Below are 22,033 nucleotides of genomic sequence, written 5' to 3' on the forward strand. Positions count from 1 at the left end.
GATGCTCAGACCCGCGGCTCGAGGGCCCAGGCCTCCAACGGCGCATAGCGGGGCTTGATGACCTGCTCGATGATCTGGAGACGCTCGCGGAACGGCAGGAAGCTGGATTTCATGCCGTTGACGGTCAGCCAGCGGAGCCGGTCCCAGCCGTAGCCGAACGCGCCGACGAGCGCGTCCATCTCGGAGGACATCGAGACGCCGGACATCAGCCGGTTGTCGGTGTTGAGCGTGACGCGAAAGCGCAGGTCGATGAGTTCGGCGATCGGGTGATCGGCGATTTCGTCCACGACGCCGGTGTTGACGTTCGAGGTGGGGCACACCTCCAACGGGATCCGCCGGTCGCGGATGTAGTGGGCGAGCCGCCCGAGCTCACGATCGCCGTCGGCGCCGCGGGTCATGTCCTCCATGATGCGGATGCCGTGCCCCAGGCGTTCGGCTCCGCACCATTGGAGGGCCTTCCAGATCGACGCGGGGCCGTAGGCCTCGCCGGCGTGGATGGTGATGTGGAAGTTCTCCCGCTGACAGAACTGGAAGGCGAGGAGGTGGTCGTCCGGCGGGAAGCCGTCCTCGGGCCCGGCGATGTCGAACGCGGCCACGCCGTGGTCACGATGGCGGATCGCGGCCTGGGCGACCTCGAGGGAGTTCTGCTGGTGGCGCATGGCCGAACAGATCGCCCGGATGGTGAGTTCGGTGCCCGCCGCGCCGGCGGCGAACCCGGTGAGGACCGCCTCGATGGCGTCGTCGAGGGTCAGGCCCTGCTCGGTGTGGAGCTCCGGCGCGAAACGCACCTCGGCGTAGACGACACCGTCGGCGGCGAGATCCTCTGCGCATTCCCGGGCGACGCGCTCGATCCCCTCGCGGGTCTGCATGACGGCGACGGTGTGGGCGAACGTCTCGAGATAGAGGGTGAGGTCCTTGCGGTTCGCGCCGCGGAGCATCCAGGTGGTGAGCTCGTCGGCATCCGTCGTCGGGAGGTCCGTGTAGCCGACCTGATCGGCGATCTCGATGATCGTCTCGGGGCGCAGTCCGCCGTCGAGATGGTCGTGCAGCACGACCTTCGGCGCCTGGCGAATCCGGTCGAGCGTCGGGGGGCCGACGTCGAGAATGGGGCTGACTTGCGTGGCCATACCCCAGGCTAGGCCGGGTCAGCGGGGAGACCGCAGCATCGGCCGCAGGGCGACGCCCGGCGCGAAGTCGACCGTGGCGAGGCGCTCGTAGCCGTGGCGCTCGTAGAGCACGGCGCTGCGCTCGCTGGACGCCTCGAGGTAGGCGGGGAGCCCCTCGGCGTCGCAGACGGCGTGGATGCGGTCGAGGAGCAGCGAGCCGAGCCCCTGGCCGCGGGCGCTGTCCCGGGCGCCGATGAGGTGCAGGTAGAAGTGGGGCTCGTCCGGCTCGTATTCGGCCATGAGCATGAACTGCTCGGCGGCCGTGGCCGCCCGGTCGGGGTCGGCGAGAGACGAGAACACCTCGATGAACTCGGTGAGGTCGGGTCGGTGGCCGGGCGGCGCCCAGAGGGCGGCGGCCTTGCCGGGAATCGTGTAGCTGTGACCGCACGGCTGGTAGGTGCGCCGTTCGACGTCCATGATCCGGGCGAGGTCGTCCGGACGGCAGTGCCCCTCACGGTCCGGATCCTCGATCATGAACGCCATCATCGGGTCGGCCAGGAACGCTTCGCGCAGCGTCGTCTCGAGATCCTCGGCATCGGCGGGAAGGGCGTGGCGGACCTCGTTCATGTGAATCCTCGCAGGGGCATGTCGGGGGCGCGGCGCAGCCAGTTGTCGTCGGGATAGTCGGCCGTGCCGTCGATCACGTGCAGCGTGTAGGCATGGCGGCTCGTGGCGGACGTGTTGGGGGCGCTCCAGTGGGGGAGCGAGCCGTGCAGCACGAGCATCGTCCCCTTGGTGGCTTCGATCGGGACGAGCTCGTCGGTGGGCCAGGGTGTGGTGTCGAGGACGTCCATCGTGGTGCCGTCGCCCTCGCGCCGGAGCCGGGTGCGTACCGGATCGCGGTGCCGCCCCGGGGCGACGTAGAGGCACCCGTTCTCGACGGTCGCGTCCTCGATGGCGAACCAGTAGCCGATCACGGACTGGGGCTCGGTCCACAGGAACGTGTGGTCGCAATGACAGCTCACCTCCCCGCCGATCGAGGGCTGCTTGAAGATGTACATCGACTGGAGCAGCTTCGGATCGACGACGCCCAGATCCGCGGCGATCTCCGCCATCAGCGGCGTGCGGCTGAACCGGTCGAACACGGGATCCAGATCGTGCATGGCGTGGGCCAGCTTGTTCACCGCGAGGGGGAGCGGGCGGGTCAACTGCCCGTCGGACACCGCGCCGTCCTCCAGGAACCAGCGCACCTTGTCGCCGGACGTGAGGAAGTACTCCTGCTGGGCGTGGCCCTGCTCGGTCGTGTCGAACACCGTGAGTCCGCCGTCGACGGTGGGGTCGGCCGCGGCCAGCTGGGCGATGACGTGCTCTCGGAGTTCGTCGCAGGTCGCCGAATCGACGGCGTCCTCGAAGACGAGGTACCCGTCGCGGTCCCAGGCGGCGAGTTGATCCGCCGTGAGCACGCTACGACTCGCCCTTGCGGTAGGGGAGGCCGGCGGTGGCGGGCATGCGGAGGCGCTGCGAGAAGAACGTGAGGACGAGCAGCACGGTGACGAAGGGAAGGATGTCGACGAACCAGTCCGCCACCGAGTCCGACGTGAAGTACCAGATCAGACTCCCGAGCCCGATGCCGCCGGCGAGGATCGTGTCGGTCCAGTTCCGCTTGGCGGCGTTGTTCGCGGCGACGGCCACGAGGATCAGCCCGGCCACGAGGAGCAGGAGATGCGTGGAGTTGGCGTCGCCGACCTCGCGCAGCCCGAGGGCCCGTGGAAACCCGAACAGGAGGGCGCCGGCCATCACCCCGGCCGGGCGCCAGTTGCCGACGATGAGCGCGGACAGGCCGATGAAGCCCATCGAGTTCGTCGATCCCTCCTGGTAGATGCCGCCCAGCTCCGGCGTGGCGATGAAGGCACCGCCGAAGCCGGCGAGGGCACCCGAGAGGATGACGGCCGCGTACTTGTAGGCGTAGATGTTGATGCCCTGGGTCTCGCCGGCGGTCGGATGCTCGCCACAGATGCGAACCCGCAGCCCGAACCGCGTGCGCCAGATCACGAAACTGATGACGGGCACCAACGCATAGGCGACGACCGTGAAGATGCTCAGGTTGAACGTCAGCCCGCGCGCGACCTCCGTGAGGTCGGAGATCGCGAACCAGTTCCGTTCGTTGAACCACCCGAGTATGTCGGGGGTCGTCCAGCCGAAGAGATCACCGCCCGACAGGAACGGGAAGGTGAACTTGCCCGCCGAATCGAGCCGCGGTGACTGGGTGATCGATCCGCCCTCGTAGTCGTCGAAGATCTCCAGGGACAGGTAGCGGGTGACCGCCGGCGCCGCGATGAGCACGGCCACACCGCTGATGATCTGGTCGACACCGAACGACACCGTGGCGATGGCGTGGACGAGCGCGGCCAGGGCGCCGCCGAGGATGCCGATGGCGAGTCCGGCCCAGGGTCCGTAGTTCACGGTGCCCCAGGCGCCGAACCACATGCCGATGATCATCATGCCGTCGAGACCGATGTTGACGACGCCCGCTCGCTCGGCGAACAGGCCGCCGAGGCCCGCCAGCATGATCGGCGCCGCCCATCGCAGCATGGCCCCGACCTGACCTTCGGTGGTGAGGCCGTGGTTGTCCGTGACGAACTCGAGCAGCGACAGGGCGAGCACGCCGACGGCGGCGAGGATCATCCACCGGACGGGGGTGCGGAGTTGGTGCCAGGAGCTCATGCCTCGACCTCCACGAGCCGAGCAGCGGCTCTGGCGGCCTCGTCCCGGCGGCGGATCCGGTGCACGACCTCGTAGCCGATCACCACCGTGAGGAGGATGACGCCCCGCATGATGTCGATGATCTCCTTGGGGGCTGCCGCGGTGATCTGGAGGATGTCGGACGACGCCTCGAGGAAGGCCCAGAGCAGGGCGCCCACCGCGATTCCCGCCGGATGGTTCCGCCCCAGAAGGGCGATGCCGATGCCGTTGAAGCCGAGGCCACCGACGAAGTTCGGGTTGTAGCGACCCTTGTCCATGATCTCGGCGATGCCGACCAGACCGGCGATGCCGCCCGACAGCAGCATCGCCGTGAGCGCCATCCGCCGCGGCGGCACCCCACCGGCTCGGGCGGCGAACGGGTTGGCGCCGCTGGCCTGGAGCTCGAAACCGAAGATCGTGCGGTTCAGGAGCACGTGGTAGAAGACGCCGACCGCGATCGCGATGAGCAGGACACCGGTGAGCTCGTTGGTGCCGCGGAGGTCGACGAAGAGCTCCGGGAACCAGGTGAGGGTGGGCAGGATTCCGGTGCTCTCGATCGGCTCCGTGCCGACACCGACGACCGGGATCTCGCCTTCGGCCTGCCAGGTACGCACCAGCCAGGCGATGAGCCCGAGCGCCACACCGTTGAGCATGATGGTGCCGATGACCTCGTTGACCCCGCGGTGGGTGTAGAGCACGCCGGCGAGACCCGACCAAGCGGCGCCGACGAGCATGGCGACGACGATGATCACGGCGATGTGGAGGAACCCGGGCAGCGCGATGGCGCCGCCGACGTAGGCGGCGAAGATCGCGGCCATGCGGTACTGGCCCTCCACGCCGATGTTGAACAGGTTCATCTTGAAGCCGATGGCTGCCGCGACCCCGGAGATGTAGAGCGGTGTCGCCCGGTTGAACATCGAGACGATGGTCTCCGGTTTCGAGGCGTGCTCGAACATGTCCGCGTACGCCGCGAACGGGTCGCTGCCCGCGATGAACAGCATGAGCGTGGCGGCGACCACGGAGAAGACGACGGCGCCGAGCGGCGCGGCGAGCGCCATCGTGAGCCGGCGCCGGGTGGAGTCCTCCACCGCGACGACGGCAGCCGGTTGGTGGGCGACGTCGGTCATACTGCGGCTCCCGTCATGTAGCTGCCGAGATCTCGGGGCGTGATGGAGGCGGGGTCCAGTTCGGCGACGAGACGACCCTTGTACATGACCAGGATCGTGTCGGACAGCCCGATCAGTTCGTCGAGGTCGGCGGAGATCAGAAGGGTGGCCATGCCCTGGGCCCGGGCCGCCCGGATGTGGTCCCACACGGCCGCCTGGGCGCCGACGTCGATGCCCCGGGTCGGGTGCGAGGCGATGAGCACGTCGGGTTCGGCGGTCATCTCCCGGCCCACGATCAGCTTTTGCTGATTGCCGCCGGAGAGCGCCAGCGCGGCGACGTGGATGTCGGGGGTGCGCACGTCGAAGCGCTCCCGGATCTGTTCCGTGGTGCTCTGGGCGCCCTGCCGGTTGAACCAGATGCCCTGGGCGTAGGGCGGCTTCATCTGGTGTCCCAGGGCGGCGTTGGTCCACAGCGGCGCCTCGAGGAGCAGTCCCTCCTCGTGGCGGTCCTGGGGGATGTAGCCGATCCCGTTGCCGCGCCGGTGACGGACCGATTCGTGCGAGATGTCGTTGCCCATCAACTCGATGGAGCCGGTCTCGGGACGCTCCGTGCCGATGATGGCCTCGACGAGTTCGGTCTGGCCGTTGCCCTCGACCCCGGCGATGCCGACGACCTCGCCACGATGGATCCGGAGGCTGACATCGTCGACGACCGCCCGATCGTCCGCGTCGCGGACCGTGAGGCCGGTGACCGCGAGGGCGACCTCGCCGGTCACGGTCGACTGGGTGGTCTCCGGCGTCGGGAGCTCGGAACCGACCATGAGCTCCGCGAGGTCACCGGTGGTCACCTCGTCGGGCTTCACCGTTGCGACGGTTCGCCCTTGGCGGAGCACGGTGATCGTGTCGGCGATCTCGAGCACTTCCTCGAGCTTGTGGTCGATGAACAGGATCGTGGCGCCGTCGGCCTTCAGTTCACGCATGTTGCGGAACAGTTCGTCGACCTCCTGTGGGACGAGCACCGCGGTGGGCTCGTCGAGGATCAGGATCTTCGCGCCGCGGTAGAGCACCTTGATGATCTCGACCCGCTGACGTTCGCCGACCTCGAGCTCTTCGACGAACTCGTCGGGGTCGATCTCGAGGCCGTAGGCGGACCCGACCTCCGTCAGGTGCCGTTTGGCGTCGGCCCGGTCGATGATGCCGCCACTCACGGTCGGCTCGGCCCCGAGGATCACGTTCTCGAGCACGCTGAGGTTGCCGGCCAGCATGAAGTGCTGATGGACCATGCCGATGCCGGCTTCGATGGCGTCGGCCGGCGAGGTGAAGTTCACCTCGGTGCCGTTCACGGCCATCGTGCCTTCGTCGGCCGGCTGCATGCCGTAGAGGATCTTCATCAGCGTGGACTTGCCGGCGCCGTTCTCGCCGCAGATCGCGTGGATCTCGCCCTGCTCGACGGCGAGGTTCACGTCGTCGTTGGCGACCACGCCGGGAAAGCGCTTCGTGATGCCCTTGAGTTCGATGGCGAGCGCCACCCGGTCCTCCTTCGCGTCCCGTGCCAAAACCACAACGGGGCCGGGAATGTATCCCGGCCCCGCTGCTACGTCATCTGGATCGACGGATCAGGCGTCGGCCGGATCGGTCGGAACGACGATGTCGCCATCGATGATCTGCTGCTTGAAGTCCTCGAGCGTGGCGATCACGTCCTCCGGCAGGAAGTCGCCGGAGGTGGAGTAGCCCACGCCGTCGACCGAGAGGTCGTAGCGCTGCTCGCCCGGACCGAAGTCGCCGTCGAGGTGGGCCTTGATGATCTCGTAGACGGCCACGTCGACACGCTTCAGCATCGAGGTGAGGACGAACTCCTGCACCTCGGCACCCACGGTGTTGTACTGATCGGAGTCGACGCCGATGCCCCAGACCTTCGAGCCGGACGCCTCGGTGTGCTCCTTGGCGGCGGCGAACATGCCGGCGCCGGTGCCACCGGCGGCGTGGTAGATGACGTCAGCGCCACCTTCGTAGATCGCCAGGGCGGTCTCGCGGCCGGCAGCCGGGTCGTTGAAGCCGTCGAAGTTCGGGAACTCGGTGATGTACTCCGAGATGATCTCGATGTCCGGGTTCACGGCCTTCGCGCCGGCGATGTACCCGGCCTCGAACTTCTCGATGAGGCCGAAGCAGCACACGCCGCCGATGAAGCCGATCGTGCCCGTCTCGCTCATGGAGGCCGCAGCGGCGCCCACGAGATAGGAGCCCTGCTCCTCGGAGAAGACGAGTCCGGCGATGTTGTCGGCGTAGGGAGCCGGCGCGTCGCCCGAGAAGTCGAGCATCGAGGAGTCGATGACGCCGAAGTTGGTCTCCGGGTTCGCCCCGCCCACCGCGGCGGCGTCGGCCTCGAAGAGGAAGCCGACGGCGATCACGATGTCGCTGGCGTCCGCCTGCAACTGGAGCAGCTCGGCTCGGTTGGAGCCGTCGTCGTTGGGCGAGACCTTCGAGATCTCGACGTTGAGCTCCTCAGCCGCACGGTTGAGGCCGGCCGCAGCCGAGTCGTTGAACGACTGGTCGCCCTCGCCACCGATGTCGAACACGAGGCCAACAGAGCCTGCCGGTCCGTCGTCATCGCCACACGCGGCGGCGATGAGCGAGAAAGCCATCATCACGCTCAGAAGCAGTAGAAGTCGCTTGCGCATTTTCCCTCCAGTTACCGCTCGACGGCGGTGGTGTACGTATCGCAGGAACCGCGCAGCTCCTCCGATGGTGGATGAACCGTATCCCGCGCGATCGTGCGCTGCCTCGTTCTTCGATCCCGATTCCGGGATTCCCCGGAATTCCGCGGTGCATTCAGTAGAAGACGCAGCGGCAACGATGGCGGGGAACGGCCTTGTACCGGGGGCCGGCGCCGAGGTTCCAGAGGACGTTGTCGAGGTCGCCACTGGTGATCCGCGTGCCTTCCGCGGCGAGTTCGTCGCGGAGCAGTTCGACCGCGTGGAGTCCGCAGGCCCGGATCTCGACCTCCTCGGGCGACCCGACGGCGATGTCCTCGACCGCTTCGATCCGGGCGACGAGCTCGTCGTCCAAGTGCAGCACCCCTTCGACCCGCAGCACGTGGGGAACGAGATTGTCGGGGAACATGGTCAGCTCGGACCGATCCGTGAACCGGCCGGGCCCGTCGCCGTCGAACGCGACGGCGAGATCCTGCACCGTGATCTGGGCCCGCTTGTAGAGGAGTACCTCGCCCGCCGCGGGGTGCGTGTGCACGTCGTGGAAGAACGGCATCTCGTCGAGCATCGTGACGAGCGTGGCCGCCGACCCGTCGGCCTTGGCGACCGCCGCGGCGAACGAACCGTCGCCGTGGCGCTCGACCCACGCGGCGAGGTCGTGCCAGGCGGTGATGAACAGCTGCATCAGCTCGTGGGCCGGACCGCCGTCGAGCGTCTGTTGGAACGTGGCCGCAGCGTCGTCGATCGTCCAGCGGGCGAGCCGGTCCGCGGTGAGTGCCCCGGTGTCGGCCACGAGATCGCGCAGCGACGTCGCGATGGTGTGGTAGCCGGACATCCCCGGTCGCTTGTGGAGGTGGGGGAAGTAGCCGCTCCCGAAGTTGATGGCGTCGAGCGCAAGGACGAACGCGGTGGCGGACTCCTCGGATCCCATCCGCGCCTGACCGGGGTCGTTCTGCGGCCCGTCGAGGTCGATCTCCGCGGCGAACCCCGCCACCCGCCCACGATCTATGGTCACGAAACGGGCGTGTTCGGCGACCGCCGCGCACGACGAGCGGATGTCATCGAAGATCGTCACGGGAACGAACGCGCCCGCTCGACGCGGCCGACCCGCAGCTCGTACCACTCGTACCAGTCGCTTCGGCCGTGGGCCTGCACGTCGAGGTGCTCGGGGTGGCGACGCCATTCGGCGATGGCGTCCTCGGACGCCCAGTAGGAGACCGTGATGCCGGTGCCGTCCCCCGAGCGGGCCGACTCGATGCCCAGGTACCCGGGAATAGTCGAGGCGAGGTCCTCCATCCGCGCCGCCGCGGCGTTGTAGGCCGCGTCCACGCCCTCGTCGCCCCATCCGGCCCGCCGGTTCGTGAACACGACGGCGTAGTAGGGGGGTTCGGGCGTGGTGGTCATGGCGCGACCGTAGAGGTCACAGGCCCCGCGCTCGGCGCCAATTCGCGTAGCGGGCCATCAGGTCGAGCGAGCGGATCGCCCGCCCGGCCGACGCGTGGCACATGCGCCCGGCGGCCCGCACGGCGGCGGGGCCGGCGTTGTCGGGCCGGGCGTTCGCGAGTTCGGTGGCGATGAGCACGGGTGTGCCGGTGCGGGCCGCGATCTCGGCCGCGGCCTCGGCGTAGCGGGCGTCCTGGCGTTCGTGGAAACCGACGATGCGCTCCAGGCCGTGGTCCGGGTAGAACCCGCCCTCGCGCAGCATGGACGCGGTGTTCGACTGGATCCCGAGGCCGAGGAAGAGCACGCCGTCCACGTCGGGGTGCGCCGCCGCGAGCTCGAGGATCTCGGGCACCGTGTCGCGGGTCTCGCCGCCGGCCATGTCGATCGGATTGTTCTTCGACCAGCGGGGCGGGAGTTTCTCGTCGATCGCGGCGTAGAGGTCGTCGGGGAGCGCGACCGCGGTCAGGCGGGTGTCGGCCATGGCATCCACGGCGGCAACACCCCAGCCGCCGACGGTCGTGACGACCACCACGCGGTTGCCCTGCGGGAGCGGCTGGGTGGCGAGGGTGGCCGCGGCTTCGAACCCCTCCTCGACGTCGCGAGCCCGGATCAGGCCGGCCTGGCGGCACATGCCGTCGAACACGGCATCATCGGAGGCGAGTGCGCCGGTGTGGGAGGCCGCGGCCCGCGCGCCCGCATCGGAGGCGCCGCCCTTCACGACCACCACCGGCTTGCGTTCGGCGACGGCCCGGAGGCGCTCGAACATCTCGCGGCCGTCGTCGACAGACTCCATGTAGACGAGGCAGACGTCCGTCTCGGGGTCGTCGGCGAACCATTCGACATAGTCGGCGATGCCGAGTGCCGCCGCGTTGCCGGCGGCAACCGCACGACTGACGCCCACGCCCGTGTGGTGGGCCAGGTTGAGGAATGACGAGACGAAGTTGCCCGACTGACTCGCCACCGCGATGCGGCCGGCGGGCGCGTACGGAGCGACGATCTGGGCGCACATCTGTGACGGGGTGGACACGACGCCCTGGCCGTTCGGGCCGGCCAACGCCACGCCGAGCTCGTCGGCCAGCGCGACGAGTCGCCGTTCGGCCTCGACTCCCTCCGGACCCGCCTCCCGGTATCCGGCGGCGGCGAAGAACGCGGCGCGCACGCCCCGCGCGGCCGCGGCCCGGAGGAGTTCCTCGTTGACGGCCTGTGGCGTGCAGATGAACACCATGTCCGCGGCGCCGTCCGGCACCTCGTCGATCGAACCGAGCACCGACCGACCCAGCACCTCGCCGGGCTCGCGGCCGACCGGGAAGATCTCGCCCTGGTACCCGGAGGCGATCAGGTTGTGCAGCGTGACGAAGCCGAACTTTCCGGGATGGTTGGAGACGCCGGTGATGATGACGCCCTTCGGGTCGAACAGGGCGCCGAGGTCGTGACTCATCGCGAGACCTCCGCTGCCGCCTCATCCAGCTCGACGAGCGCGTCCACGGCGACGGGCTTCCCCTCGACGATGATCAGTGGGTTCAGGTCGATGGACCTGACGCCGGCTTCCTGCTCGCCCACCGCGGCCAGCGCCACCAGCGCCTCGATCAACGCCGCCCGATCGACCGCGGGCTCGCCGCGGAACTCGTCGAGCAGCCGCTGCGTGCCGAGATCGTCGATCATCTCCGCGGCGTCCACCTCCGAGATCGGCACGAGCCGGAAGGTCACGTCACGGATCGCCTCGGCCAGGATCCCGCCGACGCCGACCATGATCGTCAGGCCGAACTGGGGGTCGTCGTTGAGTCCGGCGATGAGCTCCCGGTTGCCGTCGACCATGGTCGACACGAGGACCTCGACGTCCCCGTCGTCGGGTCGGGCCGCGGCCAGGAGGTCGTCGCAGGCCTGGCGGAGCGCGTCCTCGTCGCCGAGGCGGAGCCGGACCAGCCCCCGCTCGGTCTTGTGGGCGATCGCCCGGCCGCACAGCTTCGCGACGACGGGGTAGGCGACGGTGTCGTCGGTTGCGACGGCCGCGATGACCTCGTCGGTGGAGGTGCCGGTGACGAAGGGTGACACCGGCACGCCGTGACCGGCCACGACCCGTCGGGATTCTGCTTCGGAGAGGGTGATGGACACGGCAGTGGGTCTACCACGCCGCCCGCCGCCGGGAGACCGTGGGATGGGCCGCGTCCGCGACGGTGTGTCACCATCGCCGGATGCATCGACTGCTCCCGCTGGCCCTGGCTGTTCTCCTCGTTGCGGCGGCCTGCGGCGACGACGCTGACTCCGCGTCCGACCCGACGACCACGACCACCACGAGCGGGATCACCACGACGACCACGGCCGGATCGACGACGACCGTCGCCGCCGAGACCACGACCACGACCACGACGGAAGCACCGAAGGACGAGCTGGTCGACGTGGGCCGCGGCGAGTACGACGTGGGCGTCGCGACCATCACTGTCACGGACGCTGTGCGCGAACGCCCGCTCACGGTCGATGTCTGGTTCCCGCTCGCTCCCGATACGACCGGTGATCCCCATCGCTACACCCTCACCCCCAACGACTACTACGAGTCGCCGCTGGCGATCGGGGCGGACGCCGCGTCGCTCGCCCCCGACGGGCCGTTCCCCCTCGTCATCTACTCGCACGGCTCCGGAGGTATTCGGTTCGTGGACTCGGACTACACCGAGACCATCGCCAGCCACGGCTACATCGTCGCCGCCGCCGATCACACGGGGAACACGGCCGTCGAACGCATCACCGGCAGTTCCGATCCCGGCACCGTGATCGCCCTGAACCGCGTGCAGGACGTCTCCCTCCTGATCGACGCGATGGTGGATCCGACACACGAGACGGCCGGCGTCTTCGCGGCGTCCGTCGACGGCGAGCACATCGCCGTCACCGGCCACTCGTTCGGCGGCTTCACCACCTACGCCGTCGTGTCCGGCTACGAGAACGTCGAGGGGACGGCACCGGCCGACGAGCGGGTGGACGCCATCATCCCGCTCGCCCCCGCGACCGGCTCGGGTGAGCCGGACGCGACGCTGCTCACCGACGACGATCTCGCTCGGGTCGACGTGCCGGCCCTGGTGATCGTGGGCACCGACGACAAGACCACGCCGGTCGACCCCAACGTGGAACGGGCCTGGGACCTGACGGCGAGCGCGCCGAGCTACCGACTCGAGCTGGTCGCCGCCGAGCACCAGTCGTTCACCGACCTCTGCGACTATCTCGACTTCTTCGACGAACTCACCCAACCGACCGCGATCGTCGTGGAGACCGTCGAGACCCTCGCCGAGGAGGGGTGTTCCGAGGGCGACATGGCGCTCGACCGTGTCCAGGAACTCACCAACACGTTCGCGATCACGTTCCTCGAGTCCGTGTTCGCCGGCTCGCCGATGATCCTGCCCGAGACCCACGAGATCCCGGCCGACGTGCTCTACCAGGTCAAGTAGGAGGCAGACATGGACAACGGAGACGTGATCGACCTCGGGTCGCCGTGCGTGCACGCCCACTACGACGAGCATGCGTTGCGGGTCCGCATCGACCGGGTCGAGAAGCGCAACGCGATGACCCAGGACATGTACCGGGCGGTGAAGCGCGCCGCGATCCTCGCCGACCGGGAGCCCGACATCGACGTGCTCGTCCTGACCGGCACGGACGACGTGTTCTGCGTCGGCGGCGACATGGGCGGCAATGCGATCGACGACCCGACACTGGCCGCCGAGTGGGACCCGACCGATCACTTCCCGTTCCGTCACCTCGAGCGCTGTGGCGCGGCCGTGATCGCGGCCATCAACGGCCTCTGCTATGCGGGCGGACTCGACATCGCCCTGCACTGCGACTTCGTGATCGCCGCGGAGTCGGCTCGCTTTCGGGCGCCCGAGATCATGCGGGGGGCGCCGGACGTGTTCATGGCGACGCGCCTCGCGGACTGGGTCGGTGTCGGCAACGCCAAGTGGATCATGTTCGCGATGGAACCCTTCGACGCGGCGCGGGCCCGGGAGATGGGGCTCGTGCAGCAGCTGGTGCCGGACGACGACTTCGCCGACGCGGTCGACGCCGTCGTCGCGTCGGTCGCCCGCGGCGGCCCGGGATCACGGCGGGCGATCAAGGACGACATCAACCGCCAACTGCGCCCCCACGACTTCCGGGTGTTCCAGCGCTCCATCATGAACCCCGAGATGCGCGAGGGGATGACCGCCTTTCTCGAGAAGCGCGATCCCGTCTGGCCCCGCGACTGAGCCGTCAGGTCGGGAGTCGGCAGGCGTCCGTGGCGCCGGGGAGCTTGTAGCGGTACTTCGCGACGACGTAGTAGCCGAGCCGGGCGAACCAGGAGATGGGCGGAAGGATCAGCGCCCAGCCGACGACCTTCCAGGCACCACCGGCCGCGATGAGGGACCGCCCGATGCCGCGGTGGCCGCGGTGCACGCGGCCGTCGTCGCCCACCCAGTACGCGGCCATCTGGACGTCGTCCTCGGTCAGGCCGATCTCGCTCAGGTCGAGGGACTGCCACGGTTCGACGCGCGCGTCGGCCGGGAGCCGCCGCTCGATCCATCGAGCCGACGAGGTGCAGAAACCGCAGTCACCGTCGAACACCAACATGGCTCCAGTGTCGCACGGGTCCGGCCATCTGCGACACACTGAGCAGATGCATGATCTCGTGATCCGTGGGGGAACGGTCGTCGACGGCACCGGGGCGCCCCCGGCCACCGCCGACGTCGCGATCGACGGTGACACGATCGTCGCCGTGGGCCGCGTCGACGCCGCCGGTCGGCGCGAGATCGACGCCGACGGCGCGCTGGTGACGCCGGGGTTCGTGGACGTCCACACCCACTACGACGGCCAGGCGAGCTGGGACGACGTGATGATGCCGTCCGTCAACCACGGCGTCACGACCGCCGTCATGGGCAACTGTGGGGTCGGTTTCGCGCCGGTGCGGCCCGGCGGCCAGGCGTTCCTGATCGAGCTGATGGAGGCCATCGAGGACATCCCGGGTACCGCGCTGGCCGAAGGGATCCGCTGGGACTGGGAGACGTTCGGCGAGTACATCGACTCGCTCGCCGGACTCCATCGCACGATCGACGTCGGCACCACCGTCCCGCACGCAGCCGTGCGGGCGTACGTAATGGGGGAGCGCGCCCACGAGTACGACGTGACGGCCGAGGAGATCTCCCGGATCGCCGAGGTGATGGCCGCCGGCGTGCGCGAGGGCGGGCTCGGCGTGTCCACCAGCCGGACGATCCAACACCGCTCGCGCCACGGCTACGAGCCGGGCACCTTCTCGCCCGACGAGGAGCTCATGGCGATCGGCGACGAGCTGGCGAGCGTCGGCCGCGGCCTGTTCCAGTTCGTCAGCGACCGCGCCTACGACAAGCACGAATGGTCGTGGCTCCGGCACCTGGTGGAGGCCGGCGTCCCGGTCACCTACACGATGGCGCAGGACCCCGGCAGCCCCGAGGCGTATCTGCGGATGCTCGACGACGACGCCGCCCAGAGCGCCGACGGGCCCCTGATCGTGCCCCAGGTGCCGACCCGTCCGACCGGTCTGCTCTACGGCCTGGAGTCGTCGTTCCATCCGTTCCGTGCCCATCCGTCGTACCGGGAGGTCTGGGACCGGCCCCACGCCGAACGGGTCGCGATGTGGCGCGACCCCGAGTTCAAGGCCCGGCTGCTGAGCGAGGAGGTGGCGACCAAGGACGGCTTCATCAACTATCTCGCCCACAACTTCGACATGATGTACCCGCTCGGCGACGTGCCGGACTACGAGCCGCCGCCGGAGGCGTCCGCCGCGGCCGTGGCGGCCCGCACCGGCACCACGCCCCAGGAGGTCGTCTACGACTGGATGGGCGAGGACGACGGCACGGCCATGGTCTTCATGCCGCTCGGCAGCTATGTCGAACGGGATCACGAGGCGATCCGGAAGATGATCAGCCACCCGGCCTCGATCATGGGGCTGTCGGACGGGGGCGCCCACTGCGGCCTGATCTGCGACGCCTCGATGCCCACCTACATGCTCACCCACTGGACCCGGGACCGCACCCGGGGCCAACAGCTGCCGGTGGAGCTGGTCGTCCACAAGCAGACCCAGGCGACGGCGCGGACCTACGGGATCCACGACCGCGGTGTGCTCGCGCCCGGGATGCTGGCCGACGTCAACGTGATCGACCACGCCGGGCTCACCCTCCATGCGCCCCACATGGTCCACGATCTGCCGGCCGGTGGCCGCCGCCTGCTCCAGGACGTGGAGGGCTACGAGGCCACGGTCAAGGCGGGCGAGGTGATCGTGGAGAAGGACCGGGTGACCGAAGCCCGTCCGGGTCGGACGCTCAAGGCCACCGACGCCGGGGTCATCCGCATCTGACGCCCGCCGACCCGCTCACCAGGCGCCGTGCGAGGCCAGATGGGTGACGATCTCGGCCCGTTCGGTGGGACCGAGGGTGATGTGTCGGGTGGGCACCGTCTCCCGAGCGGCCCGCAGCTCCTCTGAGGTGAAGGCACACTCGATCCCGCCGAGATCGATGCCGTGGAGGCGGGCGGCGTTGGCGCCCAGGATCTTCGCCTTGGTCTCGGCGGTGAGCGCCGGGTAGCCGTGCCGTTCCTGGAACGCCTCGGTGATCTCGAAGGCCCGGAACGCCTCGATCTGGTCCTGGGGCGAGCCGTACCAGATGGAGTCGGTGCCCCACAGGATGTTGTCGGGCCCGCAGGCCACCAGCAGCTTGCCGAGCACGTGGGCAGCCTGGTCGGGGCGGCTCATCAGGAAGCGCCACGTGGACCCGAGCTCGGCGTAGACGTTGGCGCCGGGCTCCACGCCGGCGTCGCGCAGCGACGCGACGAGACGGTCGACGCCCTCGTTCGGTGCCTCCGGATCGAACGGTCCCTCGGCGACGTTGGTCTCCAGGCCGGAGTGGTAGACGAGGAAGCTGCAGTCCGGGTGCCGGACCGCAGCGGGCCCGATGTCGATCGGGGACGCGGCGGGATGGTTCCCCGACAGGCCCTTGTGGACGGCGACGACCGGCACCCCGCCGTCCACGGCCCGACGGATGAAGTCGGTGCCGAGCGGCGGACGATCGGGGTCGTGGTCGTCGAGGAAGAAGCCGTCGGGATTGTGGGTGTAGACCTTCCAGGCGACGAGGTCGGGATGGTCGGCCATCGCCACGTCCATCGCGGCGAGGGCGGCGTCGACATCGCCCACGTGGGGCGCCCCCTGCCCCTGGAGGAAGACCCGCTCGTCGCCACACAACGCCGTGACCAGCGCCCGCGTCTGCACCATGTGTTCGAGGGTCAGAGGGTTGGCCGCGCCGTACGCCGGCAGCGCCGACAAGACGATGGCGCTCGTGTCGGAGCGGATGAAGAGGTCCTCGAGGAAGCGTTCGGCCATGAAGCACTCGCGGGCGTCGTCGAGCCCACAGTCGACCTGCGGAAAGCTCGACCCGAAGAACCGACTCGGTTCGGCCGTCGAAAGGTCGAAGTCGAGCACGTGGGTCTGGACGTCGATGATCGGATCGGTCCCGGTGAGCACCTCGGCTGCCGCGTCCGGCTCGGTCGTGGACGACGGCGGGAGCGAGAACGTGCCCCCGGGCTCGGAGGTGGACGTGGTGGACCCGGGACGGGCCGCCTGTTCCTCCTTCGAGCAGGCGGCGAGCACGGTCAACGACAGCGCGCTGCCGCAGACCGTGGAGAGGAACTGGCGCCGGGTGGTGCCGAGGCGACGGGCCAGCCCGTCGGCCTCCGCGAGGATCCGTCGGTGGGCTTCACGCTGTAGTGGCGTGGACGGGGGTACGAGGATCTCCCCGTTCGACGCGGGCCCGAACTTGATCGGGATCTCGTCTGACCAGCGGTCGCGTGCCATCCCTCAGGACTAGCACCGAGGTGTGATCAGTGTGTGGGCAGGTGCCGCGCGTGGCGCGGCACGGCCTCAGCTGTTGCGACCGACGTTCGGCTTGCGCCCGTGGTTCGCCTTGCTGCGGCGAGCCTTCGCCTTCTTCTTCTGGGTGCGCTTCGACATGGCGTCGAGGATACCGGGAGAACCGGGTCAGGCGGCGTGGCCGGCCGTCCAGGCGAGGACGTCGTCGGCGGACCAGGTGTTGACGATGTCCTCGACGGGAACGCCGCAGCGCACGGCCTTGTCGGCGCCGTAGGGCTGCCACTCGAGCTGGCCCGTCGCGTGGGCGTCGGTGTTGATGGCGACCTTGCACTCCCAGTCGATCGCGAGCTCGAGGAGGTCCTCGGGCGGATCCTGGCGCTCGGGTCGGCAGTTGATCTCGACCGCGGTGTCGAACTGGGCGCACGCGGCGAACACGATCTCGGCGTCGAACTCCGATGGCGGACGGCCCCGGCCGACGAGCTTGCGGTTCGTGCAGTGTCCGAGGATGTCGGTGTGGGGGCTGGCGATGGCGGTGACCATGCGCTTGGTCATCTCCGGCTTCGGCAGCTTCATCTTCGAGTGGACGCTGGCGACGACGACATCGAGCCGCTCGAGCATCTCGTCGGCCAGGTCGAGCGAGCCGTCCTCGAAGATGTCGACCTCCATGCCCGTCAGGATGCGAAACGGAGCGAGTTCCGCGTTGAGCGCCTCGATCTCGTCGAGTTGCCACACGAGGCGTTGCTCGTTCAGGCCGTGGGCGATGGTGAGACGGGCGCTGTGGTCGGTGATGACGATCCACTCGTGGCCGACCGCCATCGCCGTCTCGGCCATCGACCGCAGCGGGGCGCCGCCGTCGGACCAGGTCGTGTGGGCGTGGGCGTCGCCGCGCAGCGCCGCCAACACGGCTTCGCCCTCGCCGAGCGGAATGCGGCTGCGCTCGTCCAGTCGGGAGAGGTAGCCGTCGGGGTTGTCGTTCAGCGCGTCGACGATCACCTCGGCGGTCGACTTGCCGATGCCGTCGAGGTCCGTGAGGGTTCCCGCCTCGGCCCGGGCGGCGATCTCGGCCGGCCCGACCTCGACCACGACGTCGATCGCCTTCTGGAACGCGCGGACCTTCTGGCCGGGCGCGAGCTCCCGGTCGAGATAGTGGATCGCCTGTTGCAACGCGAGGACCGGCTCCATGACCTCCACGGTACCCCTCCGGTGCGATCTCGGCGGAGCGAGCGGGCGGATCAGAGGTTGGTGAGGTCGACCACGACCAGCACGACCAACAGGCCGATGATGCCGACGTTGATGGCGCTCATGGGCCACTTCCACTTGTGGTCGGCGCGATGGAAGCGGCGGATGCTCACGACGTTGGCCACGATGGCGGCCAGACCGATCGGCACGCCGATCCAGGGGCCGACGCCGGTACCGAACCCGATGATCGGGAACACGAACGGGATCAACACGTAGGTGAGCGTGCAGCGGACCGCGGACACGAGGATCGACTTCGAGAACGCGCGCTCCGCGCCCTGCATGTCGCCGACGCCGCCGGCGTCGGACCGCGTCGCCTCGGCGAGGTCTGGCTGCTCACCCCTCGCGGTGCGCGTCACGTCCGTCATCGGCCCCACGGTACTCGCAGGTCGCGTCGATAGCGTTGCCGGATGGAGCGATTCGGATTCGTCGGCCTGCCCAACGCGGGCAAGAGCTCGCTGTACAACGCGTTGGCCGGAGGCGGAGCCCACGCCGCTCCCTACGCGTTCGCGACCACCGACCCGAACATCGGCGTGGCGAAGGTGCCGGACCACCGCCTCGACCGGCTCGCGGTGATGAGCGAGAGCAAGAACGTGGTCCACGCCGCCGTGCAGTTCACCGACATCGGCGGACTCGTGGAGGGGGCGAGCCAGGGCGAGGGCCTCGGCAACGCGTTCCTGTCACACATCCGGGAGGTCGACGCGATCGTCTTCGTGCTCCGGGCGTTCCCCGACTCCGACGTGCCGGGCCCGTCCGACCCGCTCGAACACCTCCGCGTCGTCGAGATCGAGCTGGCGCTCGCCGACCTCGCCAGCGCCGAGAAGGCGCTCGACAAGACCAGCCGCATGCTCAAGGGCGACAGCTCGCTCAAGCCGACCGTCGCCCTGCTCCAGACCTGCGTCGATCATCTCTCCGACGGCACGCCGCTCTATCGCGCCGGCATGAAAGCGGATGATCGGGCCGAGCTGAAGGAGTTCTTCTTCCTCACCAACAAGCCGGTCATGGCCGTGCTCAACATCGGTGAGGACCAGATCGGTGACGAGGACGCGATCGCCGCGCCGGTGCGGGCCGAGCTCGACGGCGCCGAAGTCGTGCCGCTGAGCGTGCAGCTCGAGGCCGAGGCCGCGCTGATGGACGCCGACGAGCGCGAGGAGATGCTCGAAGCGCTCGGTCTCGGTGAGGGAGCGGTGCCGCGATTCCTCACGTCCGCCTACCACATGCTGGGTCTGCGGACGTTCCTCACGACGGGGGAGAAGGAGAGCCGCGCCTGGACCTTCCGCGCCGGCTCGACCGCGCCGGAGTGTGCCGGCGTGATCCACACCGACTTCCAGCGCGGCTTCATCCGGGCCGAGACCATCCAGTGGGACGAACTGCTCGAGGCCGGCTCGTGGGCGGCGGCACGCGACGTCGGCAAGGTCCGCTCCGAAGGCAAGGACTACATCGCCCAGGACGGCGACGTGATGGAGTTCCGCTTCAATGTTTGAGCCGGCATGCGCCGGACCGCGTACCTACCCGGGGCGCGGACGAACCCGAGACGCGCACGGGGCCGGGGCAGTCGCGTAACGCTTTCCCCGCGGGCCGGGTCATAGCCATGTGCCGCGTTTCACGAACCTCGTTTTCGCCCGATCACCTCAGCCTGCCTACCGGCAGGTAGGCTGACCGATCATGGCGACCACCACCGACCAGGACATCCTCGAGTCGCTCGAGGCCACCGCGCAACAGTTGCTCGACCGTCACCTCTCGGCGACGAAGGAGTGGTTCCCCCACACCCTCGTGCCGTGGACCCAGGCCGAGGACTACGAACCCGACTACGAGTGGGAGCCGAACGATGCGGCGATCCCGCCGGCGGTGCGCAGTGCCCTGTTCGTCAACGTGCTCACCGAGGACAACCTGCCCTACTACTTCCGCGACATCGAGCGGATGTTCGGGCGCGACGGCGCCTGGGGTGAGTGGGTCCGCCGCTGGACCGCGGAGGAGGGCCGCCACGGCATGGTGATCAACACCTACCTCCAGGCGACCCGCGCCCTCGACCCGGTCGAGCTCGAACGGGCCCGGATGATCCAGGTCCAGACCGGCGCCGTGCCCGAACCGCCCACGATGGCCGAAGGCCTGGCCTACGTGTCGCTGCAGGAACTCGCCACCCGGATCTCCCACTTCAACACCGGTTCGATGCTGACAGACGAGGTCGGCAAGAAGATCATGCGCCGCGTCGCGTCGGACGAGAACCACCACTTCCTCTTCTACCGTGACGCCCTCACCGCCGTCATGGAGATCGACCCGTCGTCCGCCGTGATCGCGATGGAGAAGCAGACGACGGACTTCGCCATGCCCGGTGTCGGCATCCCGGGATTCAACAGTCACGCGAAGGCGATCGCCGATGCGGGGATCTACGACCTCGCGATCCACCACGACCAGATCCTCCAGCCGGTCATCATGCGCGATTGGGCGCTCGAGTCGATCGAGGGACTCAACGCGGAGGCCGAGGAGTCCCGAGCCCGCCTCGTGAAGTACATCGGACGGGTCGGCAAGGTCGGCCGGCGACTCGCGGCCCGCCGCGAGGAGAAGGCCGCGCAGCTCGAACCGGCACCGGCCTGAGCCTTCGCCCCGCCGTCACCTGAGGTCTCGGCCGTGGGATGGCTCGTCGTCGACGGCACTGCGGTCGCCCCGCTCGAAATGGCCGAGACGCGCGCCGAGCGGCGGCGAGGGCTCCTGGGGCGCGAGGGGATCGAGGGTGCGATGCTCCTGCGCCCCGCCCGTTCGGTCCACACGATCGGGATGCGGTTCGCGATCGACGTCGCCCATCTCGACGCGGACATGGTCGTGATCTCGCTCGTCACGATGGTGCCGTGGCGCGTCGGACGCTGGCGGCGGCATGCTCATCAGGTGATCGAAGCCGACGCAGGGGCGATGCAACGCTGGGGCATCGCGCCGGGTGTGCGGGTGGAGGTGACCGCGTGAGCGGGGCGCTCGTGCTCGTGGCCACGCCGATCGGCAACCTCGGCGACCTCGCCCCGCGGGCCGTGGAGGCGTTGCGTTCCGCCGCGTTGATCTGTTGTGAGGACACCCGACGGACGGGTCGACTGCTCGCCCACGCCGGGGTCTCGGGGGTGCGGCTGCGGCGGGTGGACGAACACACCGAGGCCGGTGCCGTCGACGAGGTGGTCGCCCTGCTGGCCGGTGGGGACGACGTGGCCCTCGTGTCGGACGCGGGAACCCCCGGTGTCTCCGACCCCGGGGCCCGACTCGTGAGCGCCGTGCTCGCGGCCGGCCACGAGGTCACGACGGTGCCAGGCCCGGTTGCCGGCATCGCCGCCCTCGTGGCGAGCGGATTCGCGACCGACCGTTTCGTGTTCGAAGGATTCCTGCCCCGCAAGGGCGGCGAACGGGCGCGGCGCCTCGACGAGATCGTGGCGGAGGAGCGCACGGTCGTCCTCTACGAGTCGCCGAAGCGTCTGGGCGCGACGCTGCGCGATCTGGCCGTCGCGGCTGGGGTAGCTCGGCGGGCGGTCGTCGCCCGGGAGATCACGAAGCTCCACGAGGAGTTCGTGCGGGGCACCCTCGGCGAACTGCGGGACCGCTACGACACCGCCCCCAAGGGCGAGGTCGTGATCGTCATCGAGGGGGCCGCCCCGGCGGCCCCGGCGTCGGACGACGAGATCGTCGAGGCGCTGACGGCCCGACTCGACGCCGGTGCGACCGTGCGCGACGCCGTCGACGAGGTCGCGGCGCGGTTGGCCGTTTCCCGCCGCCGCACCTACGACCTGGCGTTGGCCGTGCGCGACGGCACCGACCCGCCGCGGTAACGGCGCGCCAACGGGGCGCCCGTCGACCGTGCGTCGTGGACCG

The 22,033-nt window shown here is 69.4% G+C and carries 22 protein-coding genes; 7 read left to right on the forward strand and 15 right to left on the reverse strand.

Annotated features, from left to right (window positions below; translation table 11 throughout):
• Positions 1-5 precede the first annotated feature (5 nt).
• The 11 genes from R8F63_03625 to R8F63_03675 all read right to left on the reverse strand — a co-directional run bounded on the left by R8F63_03625 (position 6) and on the right by R8F63_03675 (position 11,217).
• Positions 6-1,127 (reverse strand): adenosine deaminase, encoded by a 1,122-nt coding sequence (locus R8F63_03625; protein ID MDW3217681.1) that lies wholly within the window; start codon positions 1,125-1,127, stop codon positions 6-8.
• 18 nt (positions 1,128-1,145) lie between these two features.
• A complete protein-coding gene (locus R8F63_03630; protein ID MDW3217682.1) occupies positions 1,146-1,733 on the reverse strand; it encodes a GNAT family N-acetyltransferase in 588 nt (195 codons plus the stop codon).
• Positions 1,730-2,569: a phytanoyl-CoA dioxygenase family protein gene (locus R8F63_03635; protein ID MDW3217683.1), complete on the reverse strand. Its 840-nt coding sequence runs from the start codon at positions 2,567-2,569 to the stop codon at positions 1,730-1,732. The genes R8F63_03630 and R8F63_03635 overlap by 4 nt, the downstream gene beginning before the upstream one ends.
• Position 2,570: 1 nt before the next feature.
• Positions 2,571-3,830 (reverse strand): ABC transporter permease, encoded by a 1,260-nt coding sequence (locus R8F63_03640; protein MDW3217684.1) that lies wholly within the window; start codon positions 3,828-3,830, stop codon positions 2,571-2,573.
• Complete coding sequence (locus R8F63_03645) at positions 3,827-4,975, reverse strand: ABC transporter permease (protein ID MDW3217685.1); 1,149 nt, start codon at positions 4,973-4,975, stop codon at positions 3,827-3,829. The genes R8F63_03640 and R8F63_03645 overlap by 4 nt, the downstream gene beginning before the upstream one ends.
• A complete protein-coding gene (locus tag R8F63_03650; GenBank protein MDW3217686.1) occupies positions 4,972-6,483 on the reverse strand; it encodes an ABC transporter ATP-binding protein in 1,512 nt (503 codons plus the stop codon). The genes R8F63_03645 and R8F63_03650 overlap by 4 nt, the downstream gene beginning before the upstream one ends.
• A gap of 87 nt (positions 6,484-6,570) precedes the next feature.
• On the reverse strand, positions 6,571-7,632 hold the full coding sequence (locus R8F63_03655; GenBank protein ID MDW3217687.1) for a BMP family ABC transporter substrate-binding protein: 1,062 nt from the start codon (positions 7,630-7,632) through the stop codon (positions 6,571-6,573).
• Positions 7,633-7,783: 151 nt separating this feature from the next.
• Positions 7,784-8,737, reverse strand: a complete 954-nt coding sequence (locus R8F63_03660; protein ID MDW3217688.1) for a queuosine salvage family protein — start codon at positions 8,735-8,737, stop codon at positions 7,784-7,786.
• On the reverse strand, positions 8,734-9,066 hold the full coding sequence (locus R8F63_03665) for an antibiotic biosynthesis monooxygenase (protein ID MDW3217689.1): 333 nt from the start codon (positions 9,064-9,066) through the stop codon (positions 8,734-8,736). Before R8F63_03665 ends, R8F63_03660 begins: the two co-directional genes overlap by 4 nt.
• Positions 9,067-9,082: 16 nt before the next feature.
• Positions 9,083-10,543 (reverse strand): CoA-binding protein, encoded by a 1,461-nt coding sequence (locus R8F63_03670; protein ID MDW3217690.1) that lies wholly within the window; start codon positions 10,541-10,543, stop codon positions 9,083-9,085.
• Positions 10,540-11,217: an acetate--CoA ligase family protein gene (locus R8F63_03675; GenBank protein MDW3217691.1), complete on the reverse strand. Its 678-nt coding sequence runs from the start codon at positions 11,215-11,217 to the stop codon at positions 10,540-10,542. Before R8F63_03675 ends, R8F63_03670 begins: the two co-directional genes overlap by 4 nt.
• A gap of 80 nt (positions 11,218-11,297) precedes the next feature.
• Between R8F63_03675 and R8F63_03680 the strand changes: the two genes are divergently transcribed.
• Positions 11,298-12,539, forward strand: coding sequence for a hypothetical protein (locus R8F63_03680; GenBank protein ID MDW3217692.1), 1,242 nt, complete (start codon positions 11,298-11,300; stop codon positions 12,537-12,539).
• A gap of 9 nt (positions 12,540-12,548) precedes the next feature.
• Positions 12,549-13,328, forward strand: a complete 780-nt coding sequence (locus tag R8F63_03685) for an enoyl-CoA hydratase/isomerase family protein (protein MDW3217693.1) — start codon at positions 12,549-12,551, stop codon at positions 13,326-13,328.
• A 4-nt stretch (positions 13,329-13,332) separates the two neighbouring features.
• On the opposite strand, the gene R8F63_03690 is transcribed toward R8F63_03685, so the two are convergent.
• The gene (locus R8F63_03690) at positions 13,333-13,689 is read right to left on the reverse strand and encodes a DUF393 domain-containing protein (GenBank protein ID MDW3217694.1); all 357 of its coding nucleotides are present in this window, start codon (positions 13,687-13,689) and stop codon (positions 13,333-13,335) included.
• Between the two features lie 46 nt (positions 13,690-13,735).
• Here R8F63_03690 and R8F63_03695 point away from each other — a divergent pair, with 46 nt between their 5' ends.
• Positions 13,736-15,448 (forward strand): amidohydrolase family protein, encoded by a 1,713-nt coding sequence (locus tag R8F63_03695; protein MDW3217695.1) that lies wholly within the window; start codon positions 13,736-13,738, stop codon positions 15,446-15,448.
• A 15-nt stretch (positions 15,449-15,463) separates the two neighbouring features.
• Here R8F63_03695 and R8F63_03700 read toward each other — a convergent pair whose 3' ends face one another.
• From R8F63_03700 to R8F63_03710, 3 genes are all read right to left on the reverse strand, one after another.
• Positions 15,464-16,936: an amidohydrolase family protein gene (locus R8F63_03700; GenBank protein MDW3217696.1), complete on the reverse strand. Its 1,473-nt coding sequence runs from the start codon at positions 16,934-16,936 to the stop codon at positions 15,464-15,466.
• A 183-nt stretch (positions 16,937-17,119) separates the two neighbouring features.
• Complete coding sequence (locus R8F63_03705) at positions 17,120-18,133, reverse strand: PHP domain-containing protein (GenBank protein MDW3217697.1); 1,014 nt, start codon at positions 18,131-18,133, stop codon at positions 17,120-17,122.
• A 50-nt stretch (positions 18,134-18,183) separates the two neighbouring features.
• Positions 18,184-18,555 (reverse strand): hypothetical protein, encoded by a 372-nt coding sequence (locus R8F63_03710; GenBank protein MDW3217698.1) that lies wholly within the window; start codon positions 18,553-18,555, stop codon positions 18,184-18,186.
• Between the two features lie 42 nt (positions 18,556-18,597).
• On the opposite strand from R8F63_03710, the gene ychF reads away from it, so the two are divergent.
• The 4 genes from ychF (at position 18,598) to rsmI (ending at position 21,990) form a co-directional block, all read left to right on the forward strand.
• Positions 18,598-19,671 (forward strand): redox-regulated ATPase YchF, encoded by a 1,074-nt coding sequence (ychF, locus tag R8F63_03715; GenBank protein MDW3217699.1) that lies wholly within the window; start codon positions 18,598-18,600, stop codon positions 19,669-19,671.
• A 181-nt stretch (positions 19,672-19,852) separates the two neighbouring features.
• Positions 19,853-20,782, forward strand: coding sequence for an acyl-ACP desaturase (locus R8F63_03720; protein ID MDW3217700.1), 930 nt, complete (start codon positions 19,853-19,855; stop codon positions 20,780-20,782).
• A 33-nt stretch (positions 20,783-20,815) separates the two neighbouring features.
• Positions 20,816-21,145 (forward strand): DUF192 domain-containing protein, encoded by a 330-nt coding sequence (locus R8F63_03725; GenBank protein MDW3217701.1) that lies wholly within the window; start codon positions 20,816-20,818, stop codon positions 21,143-21,145.
• The gene (rsmI, locus tag R8F63_03730) at positions 21,142-21,990 is read left to right on the forward strand and encodes a 16S rRNA (cytidine(1402)-2'-O)-methyltransferase (GenBank protein ID MDW3217702.1); all 849 of its coding nucleotides are present in this window, start codon (positions 21,142-21,144) and stop codon (positions 21,988-21,990) included. Before R8F63_03725 ends, rsmI begins: the two co-directional genes overlap by 4 nt.
• The last annotated feature ends 43 nt before the right edge of the window (positions 21,991-22,033 follow it).

The sequence above is a fragment of the Acidimicrobiales bacterium genome (genome assembly GCA_033344915.1).
Classification (GTDB): domain Bacteria; phylum Actinomycetota; class Acidimicrobiia; order Acidimicrobiales; family Aldehydirespiratoraceae; genus JAJRXC01.

Bases quoted from the DNA above. Each gene is read 5' to 3' on its own strand.
- R8F63_03625 (MDW3217681.1), bottom strand. From the start codon at position 1,127: ATGGCCACGCAAGTCAGCCCCATTCTCGACGTCGGCCCCCCGACGCTC.
- R8F63_03630 (MDW3217682.1), bottom strand. From the start codon at position 1,733: ATGAACGAGGTCCGCCACGCCCTTCCCGCCGATGCCGAGGATCTCGAG.
- R8F63_03640 (MDW3217684.1), bottom strand. From the start codon at position 3,830: ATGAGCTCCTGGCACCAACTCCGCACCCCCGTCCGGTGGATGATCCTC.
- R8F63_03645 (MDW3217685.1), bottom strand. From the start codon at position 4,975: ATGACCGACGTCGCCCACCAACCGGCTGCCGTCGTCGCGGTGGAGGAC.
- R8F63_03655 (MDW3217687.1), bottom strand. From the start codon at position 7,632: ATGCGCAAGCGACTTCTACTGCTTCTGAGCGTGATGATGGCTTTCTCG.
- R8F63_03665 (MDW3217689.1), bottom strand. From the start codon at position 9,066: ATGACCACCACGCCCGAACCCCCCTACTACGCCGTCGTGTTCACGAAC.
- R8F63_03670 (MDW3217690.1), bottom strand. From the start codon at position 10,543: ATGAGTCACGACCTCGGCGCCCTGTTCGACCCGAAGGGCGTCATCATC.
- R8F63_03680 (MDW3217692.1), top strand. From the start codon at position 11,298: ATGCATCGACTGCTCCCGCTGGCCCTGGCTGTTCTCCTCGTTGCGGCG.
- R8F63_03685 (MDW3217693.1), top strand. From the start codon at position 12,549: ATGGACAACGGAGACGTGATCGACCTCGGGTCGCCGTGCGTGCACGCC.
- R8F63_03690 (MDW3217694.1), bottom strand. From the start codon at position 13,689: ATGTTGGTGTTCGACGGTGACTGCGGTTTCTGCACCTCGTCGGCTCGA.
- R8F63_03695 (MDW3217695.1), top strand. From the start codon at position 13,736: ATGCATGATCTCGTGATCCGTGGGGGAACGGTCGTCGACGGCACCGGG.
- R8F63_03700 (MDW3217696.1), bottom strand. From the start codon at position 16,936: ATGGCACGCGACCGCTGGTCAGACGAGATCCCGATCAAGTTCGGGCCC.
- R8F63_03705 (MDW3217697.1), bottom strand. From the start codon at position 18,133: ATGGAGCCGGTCCTCGCGTTGCAACAGGCGATCCACTATCTCGACCGG.
- R8F63_03710 (MDW3217698.1), bottom strand. From the start codon at position 18,555: ATGACGGACGTGACGCGCACCGCGAGGGGTGAGCAGCCAGACCTCGCC.
- ychF (MDW3217699.1), top strand. From the start codon at position 18,598: ATGGAGCGATTCGGATTCGTCGGCCTGCCCAACGCGGGCAAGAGCTCG.
- R8F63_03720 (MDW3217700.1), top strand. From the start codon at position 19,853: ATGGCGACCACCACCGACCAGGACATCCTCGAGTCGCTCGAGGCCACC.